Below are 16,018 nucleotides of genomic sequence, written 5' to 3' on the forward strand. Positions count from 1 at the left end.
GCAGGAGGCCGCCATGAACGGCAAGAACGGCAACACCAGCGAGGTCATCGTCGTAGGCGCCGGCCCCACCGGCCTGCTGCTGGCCGGTGATCTCGCCGCCGCCGGCGTCCCGGTCACCCTCGTCGAGAAGCGCCGCCACCAGATCAGCAACCTGTCCCGCGCCTTCGTCGTGCACGCCCGGACCCTGGAGCAGCTCGACGCCCGTGGCCTCGCCGACGAGATGGAGGCCAAGGGGCAGACCCTCGACCGGATCAACCTCTTCGGCCGTCTCTCCGTACGCCTCGACACCCTCCCCTCCCGCTTCAATCATCTGCTCGTGATCCCGCAGTACGAGGTGGAGAAGGTCCTGGAGCGGCGCGCGGTGGAGGCCGGGGTGCGGTTCCGGTACGAGACGGAGGTGACGGCGATCGAACAGGGCTCAGGCGCGGGCGCGGACGTGGGCGCGGACGTGGTCACCGTGGTGGCGCGAGTCGCGGACGGCGGGACCGAGCGGCTGACCGCCGGGTACGTCGTCGGCACGGACGGCCACCGCAGCGCGGTCCGTACGGCGATCGGGCTGCCGTTCCCCGGCAAGTCGGTCATCCGTTCCGTGATCCTCGCGGACGTACGGCTCGACGAGGAGCCGGCGCAGGTGCTGACCGCGAACGCGGTCGGTGACGCCTTCGCCTTCATCGCGCCCCTCGGCGACGGCTACTACCGGGTCATCGGCTGGCACCGGGACCACGACGTGGCCGACGGCGAACCGCTCGACCTCGACGAGGTCAGGAAGATCACCCGGCTCGCGCTCGGCCGCGACTACGGCATGCGCGACGCCCGCTGGATGTCCCGCTTCCACAGCGACGAGCGCCAGGCACCCGCGTACCGGGTGGGCCGGGTCTTCCTGGCCGGCGACGCCGCCCACGTCCACACCCCGGCCGGCGGCCAGGGCATGAACACCGGCATGCAGGACGCCGCGAACCTGAGCTGGAAGCTCGCCGCCGTCCTGGGCGGCCACGCGGACCCCGCACTCCTCGACACCTACGAGTCCGAGCGCCACCCCGTCGGCAAGGCAGTGCTCCGCAGCAGTGGCGGCATCGTCCGACTCGCCATGGCCAAGTCGCCCTGGATGCTGGCGTTCCGGTCCGCTCTCACCACCCTCCTCGACCACGTCGGCCCCGCCCGCACCCGCATGACCGGCCAGGTCACCGGCATCGGCTACGCCTACCCGGCCCCCCGGGGCGCCCACCGCCTGACCGGCACCCGGGTCCCCGACGTCTCCGTCACCGGCGGCCGCCTCCACGAGTCCCTGCGCGGCGGCCGCTTCGTCCTCGTCACCCCGTGCGGCGAGCCCGCACCCGTCACCGCCGAGGCCCACAAGGACCGCCTCGCCACCGAGAACTGGACGAGTGACCGCCGTGCGACGGTCCTCGTGCGGCCCGACGGGTACGTGGCCTGGGCGGGGGAGGACGCGGACGCGGCGGTGGTCGAGGCGGCGCTGAAGGTGTGGCTGGGCGCCGCTTCTCAGCCGGCCGCCCGGACGGCTCGCTGAGCGACGCTCACGCCCCTGTCCCCACCACCAACGTTCTGAGCAGGTCGGCCAGTTGGCCGGCCTGTTCCTCGTTCAGGTGGGAAAGGGCCTCGGTCTGGACGGCCAGTCCCGCGCCGACCGCCTCGTCGATCAGGCGCAGGCCCTCGTCGGTGAGGGTGACCTGGAGGGCGCGGCGGTCGTGCGGGTCGGGGGAGCGGCGGAGCAGACCCGCGCGTTCGAGTTTGTCGAGGCGGCCGGTCATGCCGCCGGTGGTGAGCATCAGGGTCGCGGAGAGCTCGCGCGGCGAGAGCGTGTGCGGCTCGCCGGCCCGCCGCAGGGTCGCGAGCACGTCGAACTCGCCGCGCGAGATCCCGAACCGCCCGTATGCCTTCTCCGTCCGGTCGCCGAGCGCCCGCGCGAGCCGGTAGACGCGCCCGAAGACCTCCACCGGGGTGGTGTCGAGGTCGGGCCGCACCACCGCCCACTGGTCGATGATCGCGTCGACGGGGTCCTTGGGGGAGTTGGTCATGGATCGAGTATCGGCCGTGGGCCGGTCGGTCGCAAGAAAGCGGCTTGACGGCAAGTTGCTTAGCGCTAAGCTACTTGCTGCCGACCTAATCTCGACCGTGCCGCCACGACGACCGCGAAACCCCGACCGCATCCCGACCCCGACACCCGCCGCCGCCGCGAAGGGCGCACCCCATGACGACCCCCAACCGCCTCCCCCTCATAGCTCTCACCGCCCTGGCCCCCATCTCCTGGGGCACCACCTACGCCGTCACCACGGAGTTCCTGCCGGCCGACCGCCCCCTGTTCACGGGCCTGGTCCGCGCGCTCCCGGCGGGCCTGGTGCTCCTGGCGATGTCGCGCACACTGCCGCGCGGGATCTGGTGGGGGAAGGCCGCGGTGCTGGGCGCGCTGAACATCGGCGCCTTCTTCCCGCTCCTCTTCCTCTCCGCGTACCGGCTGCCGGGCGGGATGGCGGCGGTGGTCGGCTCGGTCGGGCCGCTGTTCGTCGCGGGGCTGGCGACCGTACTGCTGGGGGAGCGGCCGACCGTAAGGACACTGCTCACCGGGATCGCGGCGGCCCTCGGCGTCAGCCTGGTCGTACTGAAGGCGGCTGGCGCGCTGGACCCGGTCGGCCTGCTCGCGGCGCTCGCCTCCACCGCCTCCATGTCCACCGGCACGGTCCTCACCAAGCGCTGGGGGCGCCCCGACGGCGTCGGCCCCCTGGCCCTCACCGCCTGGCAGCTGACCGCCGGCGGCCTCCTGATCGCCCCGATCGCCTTCCTCGTCGAGGGAGCGCCACCCGCCCTGGACGGCCGGGCGATCGGCGGCTACCTCTACCTCGCCCTCGCCAACACCGCCGTCTCCTACTGGCTCTGGTTCCGGGGCATCGGCCGCCTGGCCGCCACCCAGGTCACCTTCCTCGGCCCCCTCTCCCCGCTGACCGCCGCGGTGGTCGGCTGGGCGGCCCTCGGCCAGTCGCTCACCCCGCTCCAGCTGACGGGCATGGCCGTGGCGTTCGGAGCGACGGTCTTCGGCCAGCTCCAGCCCCGCCGGGCGCCTTCTCCGCCGCAGCCGCAGCCTTCGACCGCACCCCCGACGTCCACCCGCGTGCGCGCATGAAAAGGGGGGCGCCCGGTGAACCCACCGGGCGCCCCCTCCTCGTACGGCGAACTACTCGGCGGCGGCCGCCGCGTCCGCGGCCTGGGCCTTGAGGGCCCGCTCCACACCCGAGCGGGACTCCGAGACCAGGCGCCGCAGGGCGGCGTTGGGCTCGGCGGCGGTCAGCCAGGAGTCCGTCTTGTGCAGGGTCTCGGCCGAGACCTGGACCGTCGGGTAGAGGCCGATCGCGATCTGCTGGGCGATCTCGTGGGAGCGGGACTCCCAGATGTCCTTGACCACCTCGAAGTACTTGTCGGTGTACGAGGCGAGGAGGTCGCGCTGGTCGGTCTGGACGAAGCCGCCGATGACCGCCTCCTGCACGGCGTTGGGGAGCTTGTCGGACTCGATGACCTGGGACCACGCCTCGGCCTTGGCCTCGGCGGTCGGGCGGGCCGCGCGGGCGGTGGCCGCGTGGCGTTCGCCGGCCGCCGTCCTGTCGCGCTCGTACTCGCCGGCGATCTCCGCCTCGTCGTAGCGGCCGACCGCCGCGAGGCGCTGGACGAGGGACCAGCGCAGCTCGGTGTCGACGGCCAGGCCCTCGATCGTCTGCGTCCCCTCCAACAGGGCCTCCAGGAGGTCCAGTTGCTCGGGGGTGCGGGCGGTCGCGGCGAAGGCGCGGGCCCAGGCCAGCTGGTGGTCGGAGGCCGGAGCCGCGGCACGCAGGTGGGCGAGGGTGGCGTCGGTCCAGCGGGTGAGCAGCGCCTCGCGGGCCGCCGGGTCCGCGTACAGGTCGATCGCCAGCTTCACCTGGCGCTGCAGCGACTGCACGAGGCCGATGTCCGACTCCTTGCCGATGCCGGAGAGCACCAGCGAGAGGTAGTCGCGGGTCGCCAGCTCCGCGTCCCTCGTCATGTCCCAGGCCGAGGCCCAGCACAGGGCGCGCGGGAGGGACGACTCGAAGTCGCCGAGGTGCTCGGTGACGAACGCGAGCGACTGCTCGTCCAGGCGGACCTTCGCGTACGACAGGTCGTCGTCGTTGAGGAGGACGACCGCCGGGCGGCGCTTGCCCACCAGCTGCGGTACGGCGGTCAGTTCGCCGTCCACGTCCAGCTCGACGCGCTCGTCGCGGACCAGCTTGCCGCTGTCGTCGTCGAGTTCGTAGAGACCGACGGCGATGCGGTGGGGGCGGAGTGTGGGCTCGCCCTTCGCGCCCGTGGGGAGGGCCGGGGCCTCCTGGCGGATCGCGAAGGACGTGACGACACCGTTGGCGTCCGTCTCGATCTCCGGGCGGAGGATGTTGATGCCCGCTGTCTCCAGCCACGCCTTCGACCAGGCCTTCAGATCGCGGCCCGAGGTCTCCTCCAGGGCGCCCAGCAGGTCGGACAGGCGCGTGTTGCCGTACGCGTGCGCCTTGAAGTACGCCTGTACGCCCCGGAAGAACTCGTCCATGCCGACGTACGCGACGAGCTGCTTGAGCACGGACGCGCCCTTGGCGTACGTGATGCCGTCGAAGTTGACGAGCACGTCGTCGAGGTCGCGGATCTCCGCCATGATCGGGTGCGTGGACGGCAGTTGGTCCTGCCGGTACGCCCAGGTCTTCATGGAGTTGGCGAACGTCGTCCACGAGTGCGGCCAGCGCGACTCGGGGTGGGCCGCCTGGCAGGCGATCGAGGTGTACGTGGCGAACGACTCGTTCAGCCAGAGGTCGTTCCACCACTCCATCGTCACCAGGTCGCCGAACCACATGTGGGCCAGCTCGTGGAGGATCGTCTCGGCGCGGACCTCGTACGCGGCGTCCGTCACCTTCGAGCGGAAGACGTACTGGTCGCGGATGGTGACCGCGCCCGCGTTCTCCATGGCGCCCGCGTTGAACTCCGGCACGAACAGCTGGTCGTACTTCTTGAACGGGTACGCGTAGTCGAACTTCTCCTGGAACCAGTCGAAGCCCTGCCGCGTGACCTCGAAGATCGCGTCGGAGTCCAGGAACTCGGCGAGGGAGGGACGGCAGTAGATGCCGAGCGGCACGCTCTGCCCGTCCTTCTCGTGCACGCTGTGCACCGAGTGGTACGGGCCGACGATCAGGGCCGTGATGTACGTGGAGATACGGGGCGTCGGCTCGAAGACCCAGACGTCGTCCTTGGGCTCCGGCGTCGGCGAGTTGGAGATGACGGTCCAGCCGGTCGGCGCCTTCACGGTGAACTGGAAGGTGGCCTTCAGGTCCGGCTGCTCGAAGCTCGCGAAGACGCGGCGGGCGTCCGGGACCTCGAACTGGGTGTACAGGTAAGCCTGGTCGTCGACCGGGTCGACGAACCGGTGCAGGCCCTCACCCGTGTTGGTGTACGCGGCGTCGGCCACGACCCGCAGGATGTTGCGGCCCGCCAGCAGGCCGGGGAGCGCGATCCGGGAGTCGTGGAAGACCTCCGCCGGGTCGAGCGGGTCGCCGTTGAGCGTCACCTCGTGGACGGCCGGAGCCACCAGGTCGATGAAGGACTCCGTGCCACCGTCGGCGACATCGAAGCGCACCGTGGTCACGGACCGGTAGGTGCCGCCCTCCTGCGCGCCGGAGAGGTCGAGATCGATCTCGTACGAGTCAACACTCAGCAGCGCCGCCCGCTGCTGAGCCTCATCGCGAGTCAGGTTTGTGCCAGGCACGCGGTCATCTCCTCGGTATGTGTGGGTTGCGCCATCCTTCCATGGGGTGAGGGTGTGCGGGTAGGTAGCATTGAGAGCTGCTTCTGGTAGCATTTTGAGTATGAAGATCAGTGTGAGTCTGCCGCAGGAGGACGTCGCCTTCGTCGATGAGTACGCCGCTCGAAAGGCGGCCGATTCCAGATCCGCCGTGATACACGCCGCGATTCAGATGCTGCGCGAGTCCGCGCTGGAGGAGGAGTATCTCGCGGCATGGGACGAGTGGTACGCGAGCGGGGACGCGGAACTTTGGGACCGCACGGCGGGGGACGGCCTCTCTGATGAATCGCGGTGACATCTACCTGGTCGACCTGGAGTCGGTCGTCGGCAGCGAGGCGAACAAAAAGCGGCCGGCGGTTCTCGTGACGAACAACGCTGCCAACCGCATGGCTGGCCGAGCGGGGCGCGGCGTTCTGGCCGTGGTGCCGGTGACCTCCAACGTCTCCCGTGTGTGGCCGTTCCAGGTCCTCCTGCATGCCGCGGACTGCGGCCTGCGGACGGACTCCAAGGCGCAATGCGAGCAGATTCGGGCGCTCGACCTCTCGCGGTTCGGCCATCGGATCGGCGTCGTACCGCCGCACGTGCTCAAGGAGATCGACCGGGCCCTGCGGCAGCAACTGGCCCTCTGACCACGCAAAGGGGCGCCCCCCGGCATCAGTGGGCGCCCCGTCCGCGTACCGCCCGCCTACTTCTCGCTCAGCTCCGCCGCCACCAGCTCCGCGATCTGCACCGCGTTCAGCGCGGCGCCCTTGCGGAGGTTGTCGTTGGAGACGAAGAGGGCGAGGCCGTTGTCCACGGTCTCGTCGACGCGGAGACGGCCGACGAAGGAGGGGTCCTGGCCGGCGGCCTGGAGGGGGGTCGGGATGTCGGAGAGGGCCACGCCGGGCGCGCCGCCCAGCAGCTCCGTCGCGCGCTCCACGGAGATCGGACGCGCGAACCGGGCGTTGACCTGGAGGGAGTGGCCGGAGAAGACCGGGACGCGGACGCAGGTGCCGGAGACCTTCAGGTCGGGGATCTCCAGGATCTTGCGGGACTCGTGGCGGAGCTTCTGCTCCTCGTCCGTCTCGTTCAGACCGTCGTCGACGATCGAGCCGGCGAGGGGGATCACGTTGAAGGCGATGGGGCGCTTGTAGACACCCGGCTCGGGGAAGTCGACCGCCGAGCCGTCGTGCGCCAGCTTGTCCGCGTCCGCCGCGACCTTCTGGACCTGGCCGTGCAGCTCCGCGACGCCCGCGACGCCGGAGCCGGACACCGCCTGGTAGGTGGCGACGACCAGCGCTTCGAGGCCCGCCTCCGTGTGCAGCGGACGCAGGACCGGCATCGCGGCCATCGTCGTGCAGTTCGGGTTGGCGATGATGCCCTTGGGGCGGTCGGCGATCGCGTGCGGGTTCACCTCCGAGACGACCAGCGGCACCTCGGGGTCGCGGCGCCACGCGGAGGAGTTGTCGATCACGACCGCGCCCTGCGACGCCACCTTCTCGGCCAGCGCCCGGGAGGTCGTGCCGCCCGCGGAGAACAGGACGATGTCGAGGCCGGAGTAGTCGGCCGTAGCCGCGTCCTCGACCGTCACACCGTCGACGACCGAACCGGCCGAGCGGGCGGACGCGAACAGGCGCAGCTCGGTGGCCGGGAAGTCACGCTCCTTGAGGATCTTGCGCATGACCGTGCCGACCTGACCGGTGGCTCCGACGATTCCGACCCTCACGGTGACTCCTTTTACGTGGCTTGTCTGTGTCTGCGGCATGACCGAGGCGTTTCCATCATGCGGGCAGCCCCGGTCCACCTGTCCAATCCTTTGACCAGGACGCGCGAAGCGTGGGACACGACACCCCCCGCCACCAGAACCGCTTCTTTGGCCGTCACCCCGGCTGAGCTGGAGAAATTCGCCCTACGGCGGCCCCGTACCGCAAGCTGTGCTGCCTCGCCCCTGCCCACCGCCCCCGATCGCACGCGAAGGTGTGACGTACGCCTCTGCGGCATACGGGAGACCGGGACGAGTGCTGGAAAAGGCCGAACGTTTCGGCGCGACCCGGCGTCGTAGGGGAAACGCGGGAGGGGAGGGTGGCTGTGCTGCGCAGAAAGACGCGCCACGTCCAGGATGTTCGAGATATCCAGGATGTGCGGGATATCCACGGCGTCCAGGGCGCCGAAGAGGCGCACGATCCGCTGGACGCGGCCCAGGAGCGGCGGGTCCGGGCGGTGCTCGCGCTCGGCGGTGTGCCGCAGTCGGACCTGCTGGACGGGGTACAGCAGGTACGGCTGCGGCTGCTGGAGCGGGCCGCGAGCGGCCGGGAGGCACCGCGTGACGTGTCCGCGTGGGCCGCGGTGGTCGCCTCCAACCTGGCCATGGACTGGCACCGCGCCAAGCGCCGCCAGGAGCGCATAGGCGAGCGCCTGGCGTCACTGCGCCAGCCGGCGCACGCCTCCGGCGAGGACTCCAGCGTGCTCTCGCTAGCCGTCGCCCGCGGCCTGGACGAGCTGCCCGACCCGCTGCGGCAGGTCCTCGTCCTGCGTTTCTACGCCGACCTGCCGGTACGCGGGATCGCCGAGGAACTCGGCATCCCCGAGGGCACGGTCAAGAGCAGGCTCCACTCGGCGGTCCGCGCCCTGCGCACCCGCCTGCACGAGGACGAGGTGGTGTGACGTGGCCGCCCGGGACAACAGCCGACGCGACGCCGAGTACGACGACATCGCGCATGGGGACGCCGCGCACGACGACATCGCGCACGAGGACATCGCCTACGACGATCTCGCTTACGACGACATCGCCCAGGAAGGTGTCGCCTACGACGGCCTGGACGCGCTGATGGCCGCGCTCATCGACGAACCGCTGCCCGAAGAAGCCCTGACGGACGCCGAGTTCATGGCCGCCCGGCGCGCGGCGGCCGCCGATGTCGTCCTGCTGCGGGAACAGCTGGGGCTGATCGGCGAGGCCCTGACGGCGCCGGGGGAGGAAGCAGAGGCGGGGGCGCCGCCGGGGCGACTCGCGGCCGCGCGGCCGGGGGACGCGGCCGGTGCCGAGACGGGCCCCGGGCACACGTCCGGGTCCGCGTCCGGGCCCGAGACGGCCCCCCTCGCACCGGTGAGGCCCCTGCCGACGCGGCCGGACCGCACCCGGCGTGCCCTGAGGGGCGCTTTCGGTACCCTCGCCGCCGCCGTGGCCGCCTCCGTGGTCCTCGGCGCGGGCTGGGTCGTCGTACAGGCCGGGCGTGGGATGGGCGACAGCGCGTCCAGCGCCAAGTCGGATGCCGACAGCGGCGCCGACGAGAGCAACGGCCGGACGGGCGATCTGGACGGGGAGAGCGGCTCCGACAGCAAGCTCAGCCGTATGGGGTACCTGGCCTGCGCCCGCCTCGTCGTCGAGGGCACCGTCGTCGGCCTCGAACCCGTGTCGGGTGGCGAGGAGGAGCGGGTCACGGTCGACGTGGACCGCTACTACAAGCCCGCAAAGGGCGCCGACGAAATCGTCTTCCCCATGGACAAGAACGTCTCCCCGCGTCTGAAGGAGGGCGACCACGTCCTCATCGGCATCTCGCCGAACTCCGCCGAGCCGGACCTCTGGGCCGTGGGCGAGCGGCGGATCGCCGGCGAGCGGGAGTGGATCGAGGACGGCCTTGCGGAGGTGGAGGGCGTGCCCTGCGGCGAGTGACGGCGTCCGCCGCGGCCCGGTGGCCGCATGAGACGCCGAAGGGGCGGGTGTCCCCCCGGACACCCGCCCCTCCCTCAACCCATGCACCGACTCACTCGCCACCGGTCGGGTGGCGGAGTGTTACGGCGTGACCTTCTCGATCCGCACGCTGCCCACGCCCGCGACGGTCCCGCGCGCGTTGACCAGCTGGACCCGGCCGAAGAACTCCCGGCCGGCCGGAGCCTCGGCCGAGGCGACGACCTCACCGGCGACGGTCGTCGAGGCGCCGGTGGCGAGCTTGACGGCGGTGTCCGCGACCTTCACCTCGCCGAGGGCGGAGGAGAAGAACACATCGCGGTAGTCGTACGCGGTCGACCCGGCCGGGATCGAGTAGCCGACGACCTCGACGGTGTACGTACCGGCGGCCGGCGACGGGACGGAGACGGACTCCTCGGAGTCGCCGTCCGCGTCGTAGGCGACCTCGGTGCCCGCGGCGTCGTAGACGTACAGGTCGAGGTCGGCGGCGGTGTCCGCCGTGTTGCCGATGACGACGTCCAGCGACTCGGCGCCCGCGGGCACCTCGACGGTGAAGGACTGGGTGGCGCCGGTGGCGATGGTCGGCCGGTCGGTCTTGGCCGAGCCGAGCGGGCCGCCCGCGAGCCTGCCGTCGACGGCGGCGAGGTTGTTGGTCACCTTCCAGGAGGCGGCGGTCGGGGTGGCGACCTTGGCCTCGGGCACGGTGACGACCTCCGGGTCGAAGTCCGCCCCGTACACGGCGAAGTCCAGCTTGAAGGTGTTGTCGAGCACCGGCGACGTCCGGCGCGACTCGACCTCGATCTCCCAGACGCCGGGCTGCGGATCGGCGTACGAACGCACGTCCGGCTTGCAGCCGCTGCCGCCGAGGTAGTTGCTGTAGCAGTACGGGGAGCCGGTGTCCTCGACCGCGACGCCGTACGGGTGGTTCGCGATGAACCGGGTCTGACTCTTGTCCTTCAGCCCGCTGATCGCCACCTCAAGGGACTTCGCGCCCTCGGGGACGGTGATGAAGTACGACTTGAAGGAGTTGCGCTGGACCGTGCCGGACGCCGAGTGGGTGTACTTCAGCGGCGCGGAGACGACCACCGTGTTGAGGATCTGCTTGTCGGTCCCCACGGTCTTCGGGTCGTCGACCTCCAGGATCGCGCTGCTGATGCCGGAGTTCTCCGGCTTGGCGGCGATCTTCACGGTGACCGGCTTGTCCAGCGGCAGGGAGACCACGTCGTCGCCGACGATCCGGAACGTGTTGTCCCGGTTGTTCTCCAGGTGCAGCTCGTGGCGGATCGCCTTGTCGGCGCCGGACGTACGGGTGATGGTGACGTCGTACGTCTTCTTCTGGCCGGCCTTGAGGCCGCCCTCGCGGTCGTAGATCCCGGTACCGAAGCCCGGGGTCTTGAGCGCGTAGTCGATCGCCGTGTCGACCGGGGCCTTGACCGCGTAGTCGTGGGCCGTCGCGCCCGCCTTGACCGACTTCCACGCGTCGACGATGTTGATGAGGCCCGCGCCCTCGGCGTACGCCTGGACACCGTCGATGTGGTCGGCGGTCGAGGTCAGCGCGGTGCGCAGCTTCGCGGGCGTCAGGTCGACGCCCTTCTGCTTCGCGGCGCTGAGCAGCAGCGCGGAGGCGCCGGCGGCCTGCGGGGAGGCCATCGAGGTGCCGTTGAGCATCTGGTAGCCGGCCGGGAGCTGGTAGCCCGCCTCGGGGACCGGGGAGCCCGGCAGCCAGGTCTGCGTGGTGTTGATGGCGGCACCGGGCGCGACCAGGGTCGGGGTGAAGCCGCCGTCCTCACGCGGGCCGCGCGAGGAGAAGTTGAACAGCGCGTACGGCTTGGTCACCTGTGAACCGTAGTTGGCGGCCCAGGTCTCCTTGGAGATGGCGGCGCCGACCGAGATCACCTTGTCGGCGAGGCCGGGGTCGCCGATGGTGTTGGCACCCGGGCCCTCGTTGCCGCCCGCGATGACCAGCTGGACGCCGTAGGTGTCGATGAGGCGCGTGTACAGCTCGGCGCGCGCGTTGTTGCCGTCGTTCAGCGCCGGGAGGCCGCCGATGGACATGTTGACGATGTCGACGCCGCGGTTGGCGACGAGGTCGATCATGCCCTCGGTGAGCGCGACGTTGGTGCAGCTCGGGCCGAAGAGGCAGGCGCGCGAGGAGACGATTTTCGCGCCCGGGGCGGCGCCGTCCATGTCGCCGCCGAACAGGCCGTTCGCGGCGGTGATGCCGGCGACGTGGGTGCCGTGCTCGCTCGCGATGAGACCGATGTTGACGAAGTCGGCCGTCTTGCCGACCCAGTCGCCCCCGTAGGGGTCCATCGGGACGTCCTTGCGGTACTCCACGACGAACGGCTGCCGCTCGGCGACGTCGGTCGACGGGTCGTCGGTGCCGAAGTAGCCGATCTGGTAGCCGTCCTTGTACGGCTTCATCGGGCTGTCGTCGGTGAAGTCGAAGTTGCCGTTGACGTCGACGGTGACCGTGCCGGCCGCCGCGTCGTAGAGCACGCCCCACGCGTCGGTGGTGTCGCCGTCGCGGTTCACGTCGCCCGCGGCGTCGCCGCCGGCCGTGACGGACTCCCGGAAGAGGTTGACGGAGTACGAGCCCGAGGGCGCGGTCCAGGTGCGGCCGCCGTAGGTGAAGGCCGGGCCGGAGACCGAGGTCGTCATCGGGCGCCAGCTGCCGTCACCGTCCACGATCGGGTCGGTGGACGTCACCCAGTCGACGATCTTGCGCTCGCCGGTGCTGGTCTTCTGCAGCGCCGGGTGCGCGAGGTCCACGCCGGAGTCCAGCACGCCGATGGTGATGCCCCGGCCGTCCGCCTTCGGGTTCTGCTTGACGAAGTCGACGGCGCCCGTCTCGAAGGACGGGTTGTACGGGTTCTCGGCGGGGGTCTCCTTGCCCGGCGCCGGGTACGTCTTCGTCGCCGTGGCCTGCGACGCGGCGCCCTTCGCGGCCGCACCCGCGTCCGGCGCCGGGTCGTCGAGGGCGATCTCCTGGCGCAGGTCGATGCCGTGCACGGAGGAGAGCTTCGCGGCGGCCGAGATGGCCGAGTCGGCGCTCTTCGTGGGAACCGTGGCGCGGACGTAACCGAGCTTGTCGTAGGTACGGCCCACGGAGCCGCCCTTGACCGCGTCCAGCTGCTCGGCGACCTGTTCGGTCTTCCCGGGCGCGGTGGCGATCATCATCGTGACGTTCTTGTCGCCGTCGGCCTTGGCTTCGGCGAGCAGATCGGCGTCGGACGAACCGAGCTTGTCGTGCGCGGACTTGACGCCGCCGTCCGCCGGGACGGTGCTGGACGTGTCGTCCGCCGAGAAGGCCATGGGTACCGGCCCGGCCGCGGAGAGCGCGGCGACCAGTCCCGTGGCCACGGCTATGCGCGCCACACGTCTCGCACCCGGCCGGGGGCCGGGTTGGGGGGTGAGGGTCATCGACATCCCTTGTAGGTAAGGAATTCAGGGTGAAAGCGATCGTTGATGATCCGAGCGGCGGATTCGGATCGGTCCGGTCCGTTACGCGATCCCGGATGATCGCTCAGCCTTACCGAAGTAACGCATGTTTGGGGAGAGTTGGCGGGGGCGGGATTGCGTCATGGCGTAAACCCGCCACCCGTCATGGACGCACTGCGCCTCAACGGGGGCGAGATTCCCCGCATTGATCCCGGAATCACCCCTCCCTCCCCCCCCACACACACATCGCCGGTTCCCCTCCACGCCCCGCCCGCCCGTTGAGTAACGTCTGTGCATGCGCGAGCAGTTGAGGGTGGCGGCCTACGCCGTGTGTGTGCGGGACGGACAACTGCTGCTGGCCCGCTGGGTCTCCCGGGACGGCGAGAAGAAGTGGACGCTTCCCGGCGGCGGCATGGACCACGGCGAGGACCCGTACGACACGGTCATCCGCGAGGTCGCCGAGGAAACCGGCTACGACGTGGAGCCCACCGCCCTGCTGGGCATCGAATCCGCCAGACGCGACCACCCCCGCCGCCTCGGCATCCCCGTCGACTTCCAAGCCCTCCGCATCCTCTACGAGGCCCGCATCACCGGCGGCCACCTCCGCCACGAACTGAACGGCTCCACCGACATGGCCGCCTGGCACCCCCTGACCGACATCCCCACCCTGACCCGAGCCGACGTGATCGACACAGCCCTGACCCTCCACAACTCCCGCCCCCCAACCGGCCACATCCCACCCCCGACGACTCCTTGAAAGACACGCGCAACCACGCGAAACCCCCCGACGACCCGCAGCCTCCCCGCCTCCGGAAGCCCCCACGGGCGTACAGGCCGGCCGGGAAGGCACACCTGTCAACGCCGCCGGGCCCCCCATCAAGGGGCGCGGGGAACTGCGCGAGAACCCCCGACGACCCGCAGCTTCCCAACCCCCGGAATCCCCCACCGCGTACAGACCGACCGGAATACCTGACCTGTCAACGCCGCCGAGCTCTCCAGGGGCGCGGGGAACTGCGCGAGAACCCCCACGGACCCGCACCCACCAGCCCCCCCAAGCCGCGCTACCCCCGCAGATGAACACCGAGTGACCCCCTTCCCTCACCCCCACTCACATTCGAAAACCCCCAGTAAACGCCTCCGTACTCGAAGATCCACGTACGGTGATCGGCGCCACCCGTTGCCACCGCGTTAACGTCCAGGTCACCCCAGCTGCCAAGCATCAAGTACGAGCGGGAACCCCCCTCCGGCCCCCACCGCGGAGCGGCCCGCGACCCACTTCCGAAGCGTTCGCACTCGGGGAGACCGCGCCATGTCGCGCATACGCTCAGTCGCTGCCGCCGCCACCAACCCTGACCGCAGGGCCCTCCTCGCCGCCACCGGCGCGGTAGCCCTCTCCGCGGGCATCGGACTCGCCCTCCGCCCGGAAACGGACGCCCACGCCGCCGGCACCGCCGCCGCAGGCAACGCCGCGGCCACCGAAGTCCCCCTGTCGAACCTCGCGCACCTCTCGAACAGAGAGGCCCCCGCCGCCCCCCTCGCCCCGTACACGCGAGGCACCACCCTCGACTCCGCCGCCGCCCCCCGCGGCACCTCCGGCTACCGCCGCCTCGGCGACGGCCCCGCCTGGAAGCGCACCGTCCGCGGCGACCTCGCGACCCCCAAGTCCGGCCGCGAGACCCGCCGTACGGCCCTCGCGTCGTTCGTACAGTTCACCGACCTGCACGTCGTCGACGTCCAGCACCCCCTGCGCTACGAGTACCTGCGCGCCCAGACCGCCAGCGCCTGGCGCCCGCAGGAGGCGCTGTCCGTGGCCGGCGCGGTCTCACTCGTCGAGCGGGTCAACGCACTGCGCGGAGCCCCGGTGACCGGCTCCCCCCTCCACTTCGTCATGACGACCGGCGACAACACCGACAACAACTCCAAGACGGAACTGGACTGGTTCCTGAAGGTGATGAGCGGCGGCCGCGTCACCCCCAACTCCGGTGACCCGCGCCGCTACGAGGGCGTCCAGAACAGCGGCCTGGGGCTCTACTGGCAGCCGGACGCGCCCCTCCGCGACGCCGACAAGCAGCTCGGCTTCCCGCACCTGAACGGCTTCCTGGCCGCCGCCGTCCGCGAGGTCAACAGCCCTGGCCTGAACGTCCCCTGGTACTCCACGGTCGGCAACCACGACTCCCTCCCCGGCGGCTGCTACGCCCCCGGCGACTCCTTCTTCGCCGACTTCGCGGTCGGCGGAAAGAAGCTGATGACCCTGGACGAGCAGGTCGGAAGGGCCCTCTGGGACAACGTCAAGGGCGGCGGCGACCCCCGCGGCGCCGACTGGAAGGCCGTACTCAAGTCCCAGGCGAAGAAGATGCGTTCGGTCACCCCGGACGAGAACCGCGCCCCCTTCACCCCGCAGGAGTACCTCAAGGCCCACCTGGACCCGTCCCACACGGGCCCCGGCCCGGTCGGCCACGGCTACTCGCAGGCCAACCTCGACGCCCGCACCCAGTACTACGCCTTCCGCATCGCCGACGACGTCATCGGCATCAGCCTCGACTCCACCGACCCCGGCGGCCACTACGAGGGCTCACTCGGCACGGCCCAGCTCAAGTGGCTGGACCGTACGGTGAAGGAGGCGGCCAAGGACGGCTCGTACTCGATCGTCTTCAGCCACCACACCAGCAAGTCGATGCGGAACCTCCGCAAGGACCCGTCCCGCCCGGGCGAGGCACGCCACGGCGGCAACGAGGTGCTGTCCCTGCTGGGCCGCCACCGCAACGTCCTGGCCTGGGTCAACGGCCACAGCCACCGCAACCGCATCACCCCGCACTCGTACGCGACCGGCGGCTCCTTCTGGGAGATCTCGACGGCCTCCCACATCGACTTCCCCCAACTGGCCCGGGTCATCGAGCTGGTGGACAACAAGGACGGCACGATCTCCCTCTTCACCACCCTGATCGAATCGGCCGCCCCGCACGCCACGGACTTCACGGACCTCTCGCAGACCGGCCTCGCCGCCCTCTACCGCGAGCTCTCCTACAACGCCCCGGGCCGCCGCGACACCCTCATCGGCACCCCCGGCGACCGCAACACGGAGCTGGTCCTCCGAAAGGGCTGAATCGGGG

At 71.0% G+C, this 16,018-nt stretch carries 12 protein-coding genes; 8 read left to right on the plus strand and 4 right to left on the minus strand.

All coding sequences use genetic code 11. The annotated features are described in order from the left end of the window. The first annotated feature begins 13 nt into the window (after nucleotides 1-13). Nucleotides 14-1,528 carry an FAD-dependent monooxygenase gene (locus I8N67_RS22960; protein WP_200305064.1) on the plus strand — a complete coding sequence of 505 codons (1,515 nt, stop codon included), beginning with the start codon at nucleotides 14-16 and terminating at the stop codon, nucleotides 1,526-1,528. Nucleotides 1,529-1,535: 7 nt separating this feature from the next. Here the strand turns inward: I8N67_RS22960 and I8N67_RS22965 are convergent, their stop codons facing one another. After that, nucleotides 1,536-2,036 carry a MarR family winged helix-turn-helix transcriptional regulator gene (locus tag I8N67_RS22965; RefSeq protein ID WP_200305065.1) on the minus strand — a complete coding sequence of 167 codons (501 nt, stop codon included), beginning with the start codon at nucleotides 2,034-2,036 and terminating at the stop codon, nucleotides 1,536-1,538. A 173-nt stretch (nucleotides 2,037-2,209) separates the two neighbouring features. Between I8N67_RS22965 and I8N67_RS22970 the strand changes: the two genes are divergently transcribed. Continuing rightward, nucleotides 2,210-3,136, plus strand: coding sequence for an EamA family transporter (locus I8N67_RS22970; RefSeq protein ID WP_200305066.1), 927 nt, complete (start codon nucleotides 2,210-2,212; stop codon nucleotides 3,134-3,136). A 51-nt stretch (nucleotides 3,137-3,187) separates the two neighbouring features. Here I8N67_RS22970 and pepN read toward each other — a convergent pair whose 3' ends face one another. Beyond that, on the minus strand, nucleotides 3,188-5,767 hold the full coding sequence (gene pepN, locus I8N67_RS22975) for an aminopeptidase N (RefSeq protein WP_200305067.1): 2,580 nt from the start codon (nucleotides 5,765-5,767) through the stop codon (nucleotides 3,188-3,190). A gap of 100 nt (nucleotides 5,768-5,867) precedes the next feature. Here pepN and I8N67_RS22980 point away from each other — a divergent pair, with 100 nt between their 5' ends. Further along, a complete protein-coding gene (locus I8N67_RS22980) occupies nucleotides 5,868-6,098 on the plus strand; it encodes a ribbon-helix-helix domain-containing protein (protein WP_200305068.1) in 231 nt (76 codons plus the stop codon). Then, nucleotides 6,085-6,432, plus strand: a complete 348-nt coding sequence (locus I8N67_RS22985; RefSeq protein WP_307835326.1) for a type II toxin-antitoxin system PemK/MazF family toxin — start codon at nucleotides 6,085-6,087, stop codon at nucleotides 6,430-6,432. The genes I8N67_RS22980 and I8N67_RS22985 overlap by 14 nt, the downstream gene beginning before the upstream one ends. 56 nt (nucleotides 6,433-6,488) lie before the next feature. Here the strand turns inward: I8N67_RS22985 and I8N67_RS22990 are convergent, their stop codons facing one another. Continuing rightward, on the minus strand, nucleotides 6,489-7,508 hold the full coding sequence (locus I8N67_RS22990) for an aspartate-semialdehyde dehydrogenase (RefSeq protein WP_200305069.1): 1,020 nt from the start codon (nucleotides 7,506-7,508) through the stop codon (nucleotides 6,489-6,491). 362 nt (nucleotides 7,509-7,870) lie between these two features. Here I8N67_RS22990 and I8N67_RS22995 point away from each other — a divergent pair, with 362 nt between their 5' ends. Both I8N67_RS22995 and I8N67_RS23000 read left to right on the plus strand, forming a co-directional pair. Beyond that, a complete protein-coding gene (locus I8N67_RS22995) occupies nucleotides 7,871-8,446 on the plus strand; it encodes an RNA polymerase sigma factor (protein ID WP_372443783.1) in 576 nt (191 codons plus the stop codon). A 1-nt stretch (nucleotide 8,447) separates the two neighbouring features. Beyond that, nucleotides 8,448-9,452, plus strand: a complete 1,005-nt coding sequence (locus I8N67_RS23000; protein WP_200305070.1) for a hypothetical protein — start codon at nucleotides 8,448-8,450, stop codon at nucleotides 9,450-9,452. 120 nt (nucleotides 9,453-9,572) lie between these two features. On the opposite strand, the gene I8N67_RS23005 is transcribed toward I8N67_RS23000, so the two are convergent. Further along, a complete protein-coding gene (locus I8N67_RS23005) occupies nucleotides 9,573-12,896 on the minus strand; it encodes a S8 family serine peptidase (protein ID WP_200305071.1) in 3,324 nt (1,107 codons plus the stop codon). 307 nt (nucleotides 12,897-13,203) lie between these two features. Here I8N67_RS23005 and I8N67_RS23010 point away from each other — a divergent pair, with 307 nt between their 5' ends. Both I8N67_RS23010 and I8N67_RS23015 read left to right on the plus strand, forming a co-directional pair. Further along, nucleotides 13,204-13,665, plus strand: a complete 462-nt coding sequence (locus I8N67_RS23010; RefSeq protein ID WP_200305072.1) for an NUDIX hydrolase — start codon at nucleotides 13,204-13,206, stop codon at nucleotides 13,663-13,665. A gap of 552 nt (nucleotides 13,666-14,217) precedes the next feature. Beyond that, entirely contained in the window at nucleotides 14,218-16,011 is a 1,794-nt protein-coding gene (locus I8N67_RS23015; protein WP_200305073.1) for a TIGR03767 family metallophosphoesterase, read from the plus strand. The last annotated feature ends 7 nt before the right edge of the window (nucleotides 16,012-16,018 follow it).

The sequence above is a fragment of the Streptomyces adelaidensis genome (assembly GCF_016598475.1).
Classification (GTDB): domain Bacteria; phylum Actinomycetota; class Actinomycetes; order Streptomycetales; family Streptomycetaceae; genus Streptomyces; species Streptomyces adelaidensis.

Bases quoted from the DNA above. Each gene is read 5' to 3' on its own strand.
- I8N67_RS22965 (WP_200305065.1), bottom strand. From the start codon at position 2,036: ATGACCAACTCCCCCAAGGACCCCGTCGACGCGATCATCGACCAGTGG.
- I8N67_RS23005 (WP_200305071.1), bottom strand. From the start codon at position 12,896: ATGTCGATGACCCTCACCCCCCAACCCGGCCCCCGGCCGGGTGCGAGA.
- I8N67_RS22970 (WP_200305066.1), top strand. From the start codon at position 2,210: ATGACGACCCCCAACCGCCTCCCCCTCATAGCTCTCACCGCCCTGGCC.
- I8N67_RS23010 (WP_200305072.1), top strand. From the start codon at position 13,204: ATGCGCGAGCAGTTGAGGGTGGCGGCCTACGCCGTGTGTGTGCGGGAC.
- I8N67_RS22985 (WP_307835326.1), top strand. From the start codon at position 6,085: ATGAATCGCGGTGACATCTACCTGGTCGACCTGGAGTCGGTCGTCGGC.
- I8N67_RS23015 (WP_200305073.1), top strand. From the start codon at position 14,218: ATGTCGCGCATACGCTCAGTCGCTGCCGCCGCCACCAACCCTGACCGC.
- I8N67_RS22980 (WP_200305068.1), top strand. From the start codon at position 5,868: ATGAAGATCAGTGTGAGTCTGCCGCAGGAGGACGTCGCCTTCGTCGAT.
- I8N67_RS22960 (WP_200305064.1), top strand. From the start codon at position 14: ATGAACGGCAAGAACGGCAACACCAGCGAGGTCATCGTCGTAGGCGCC.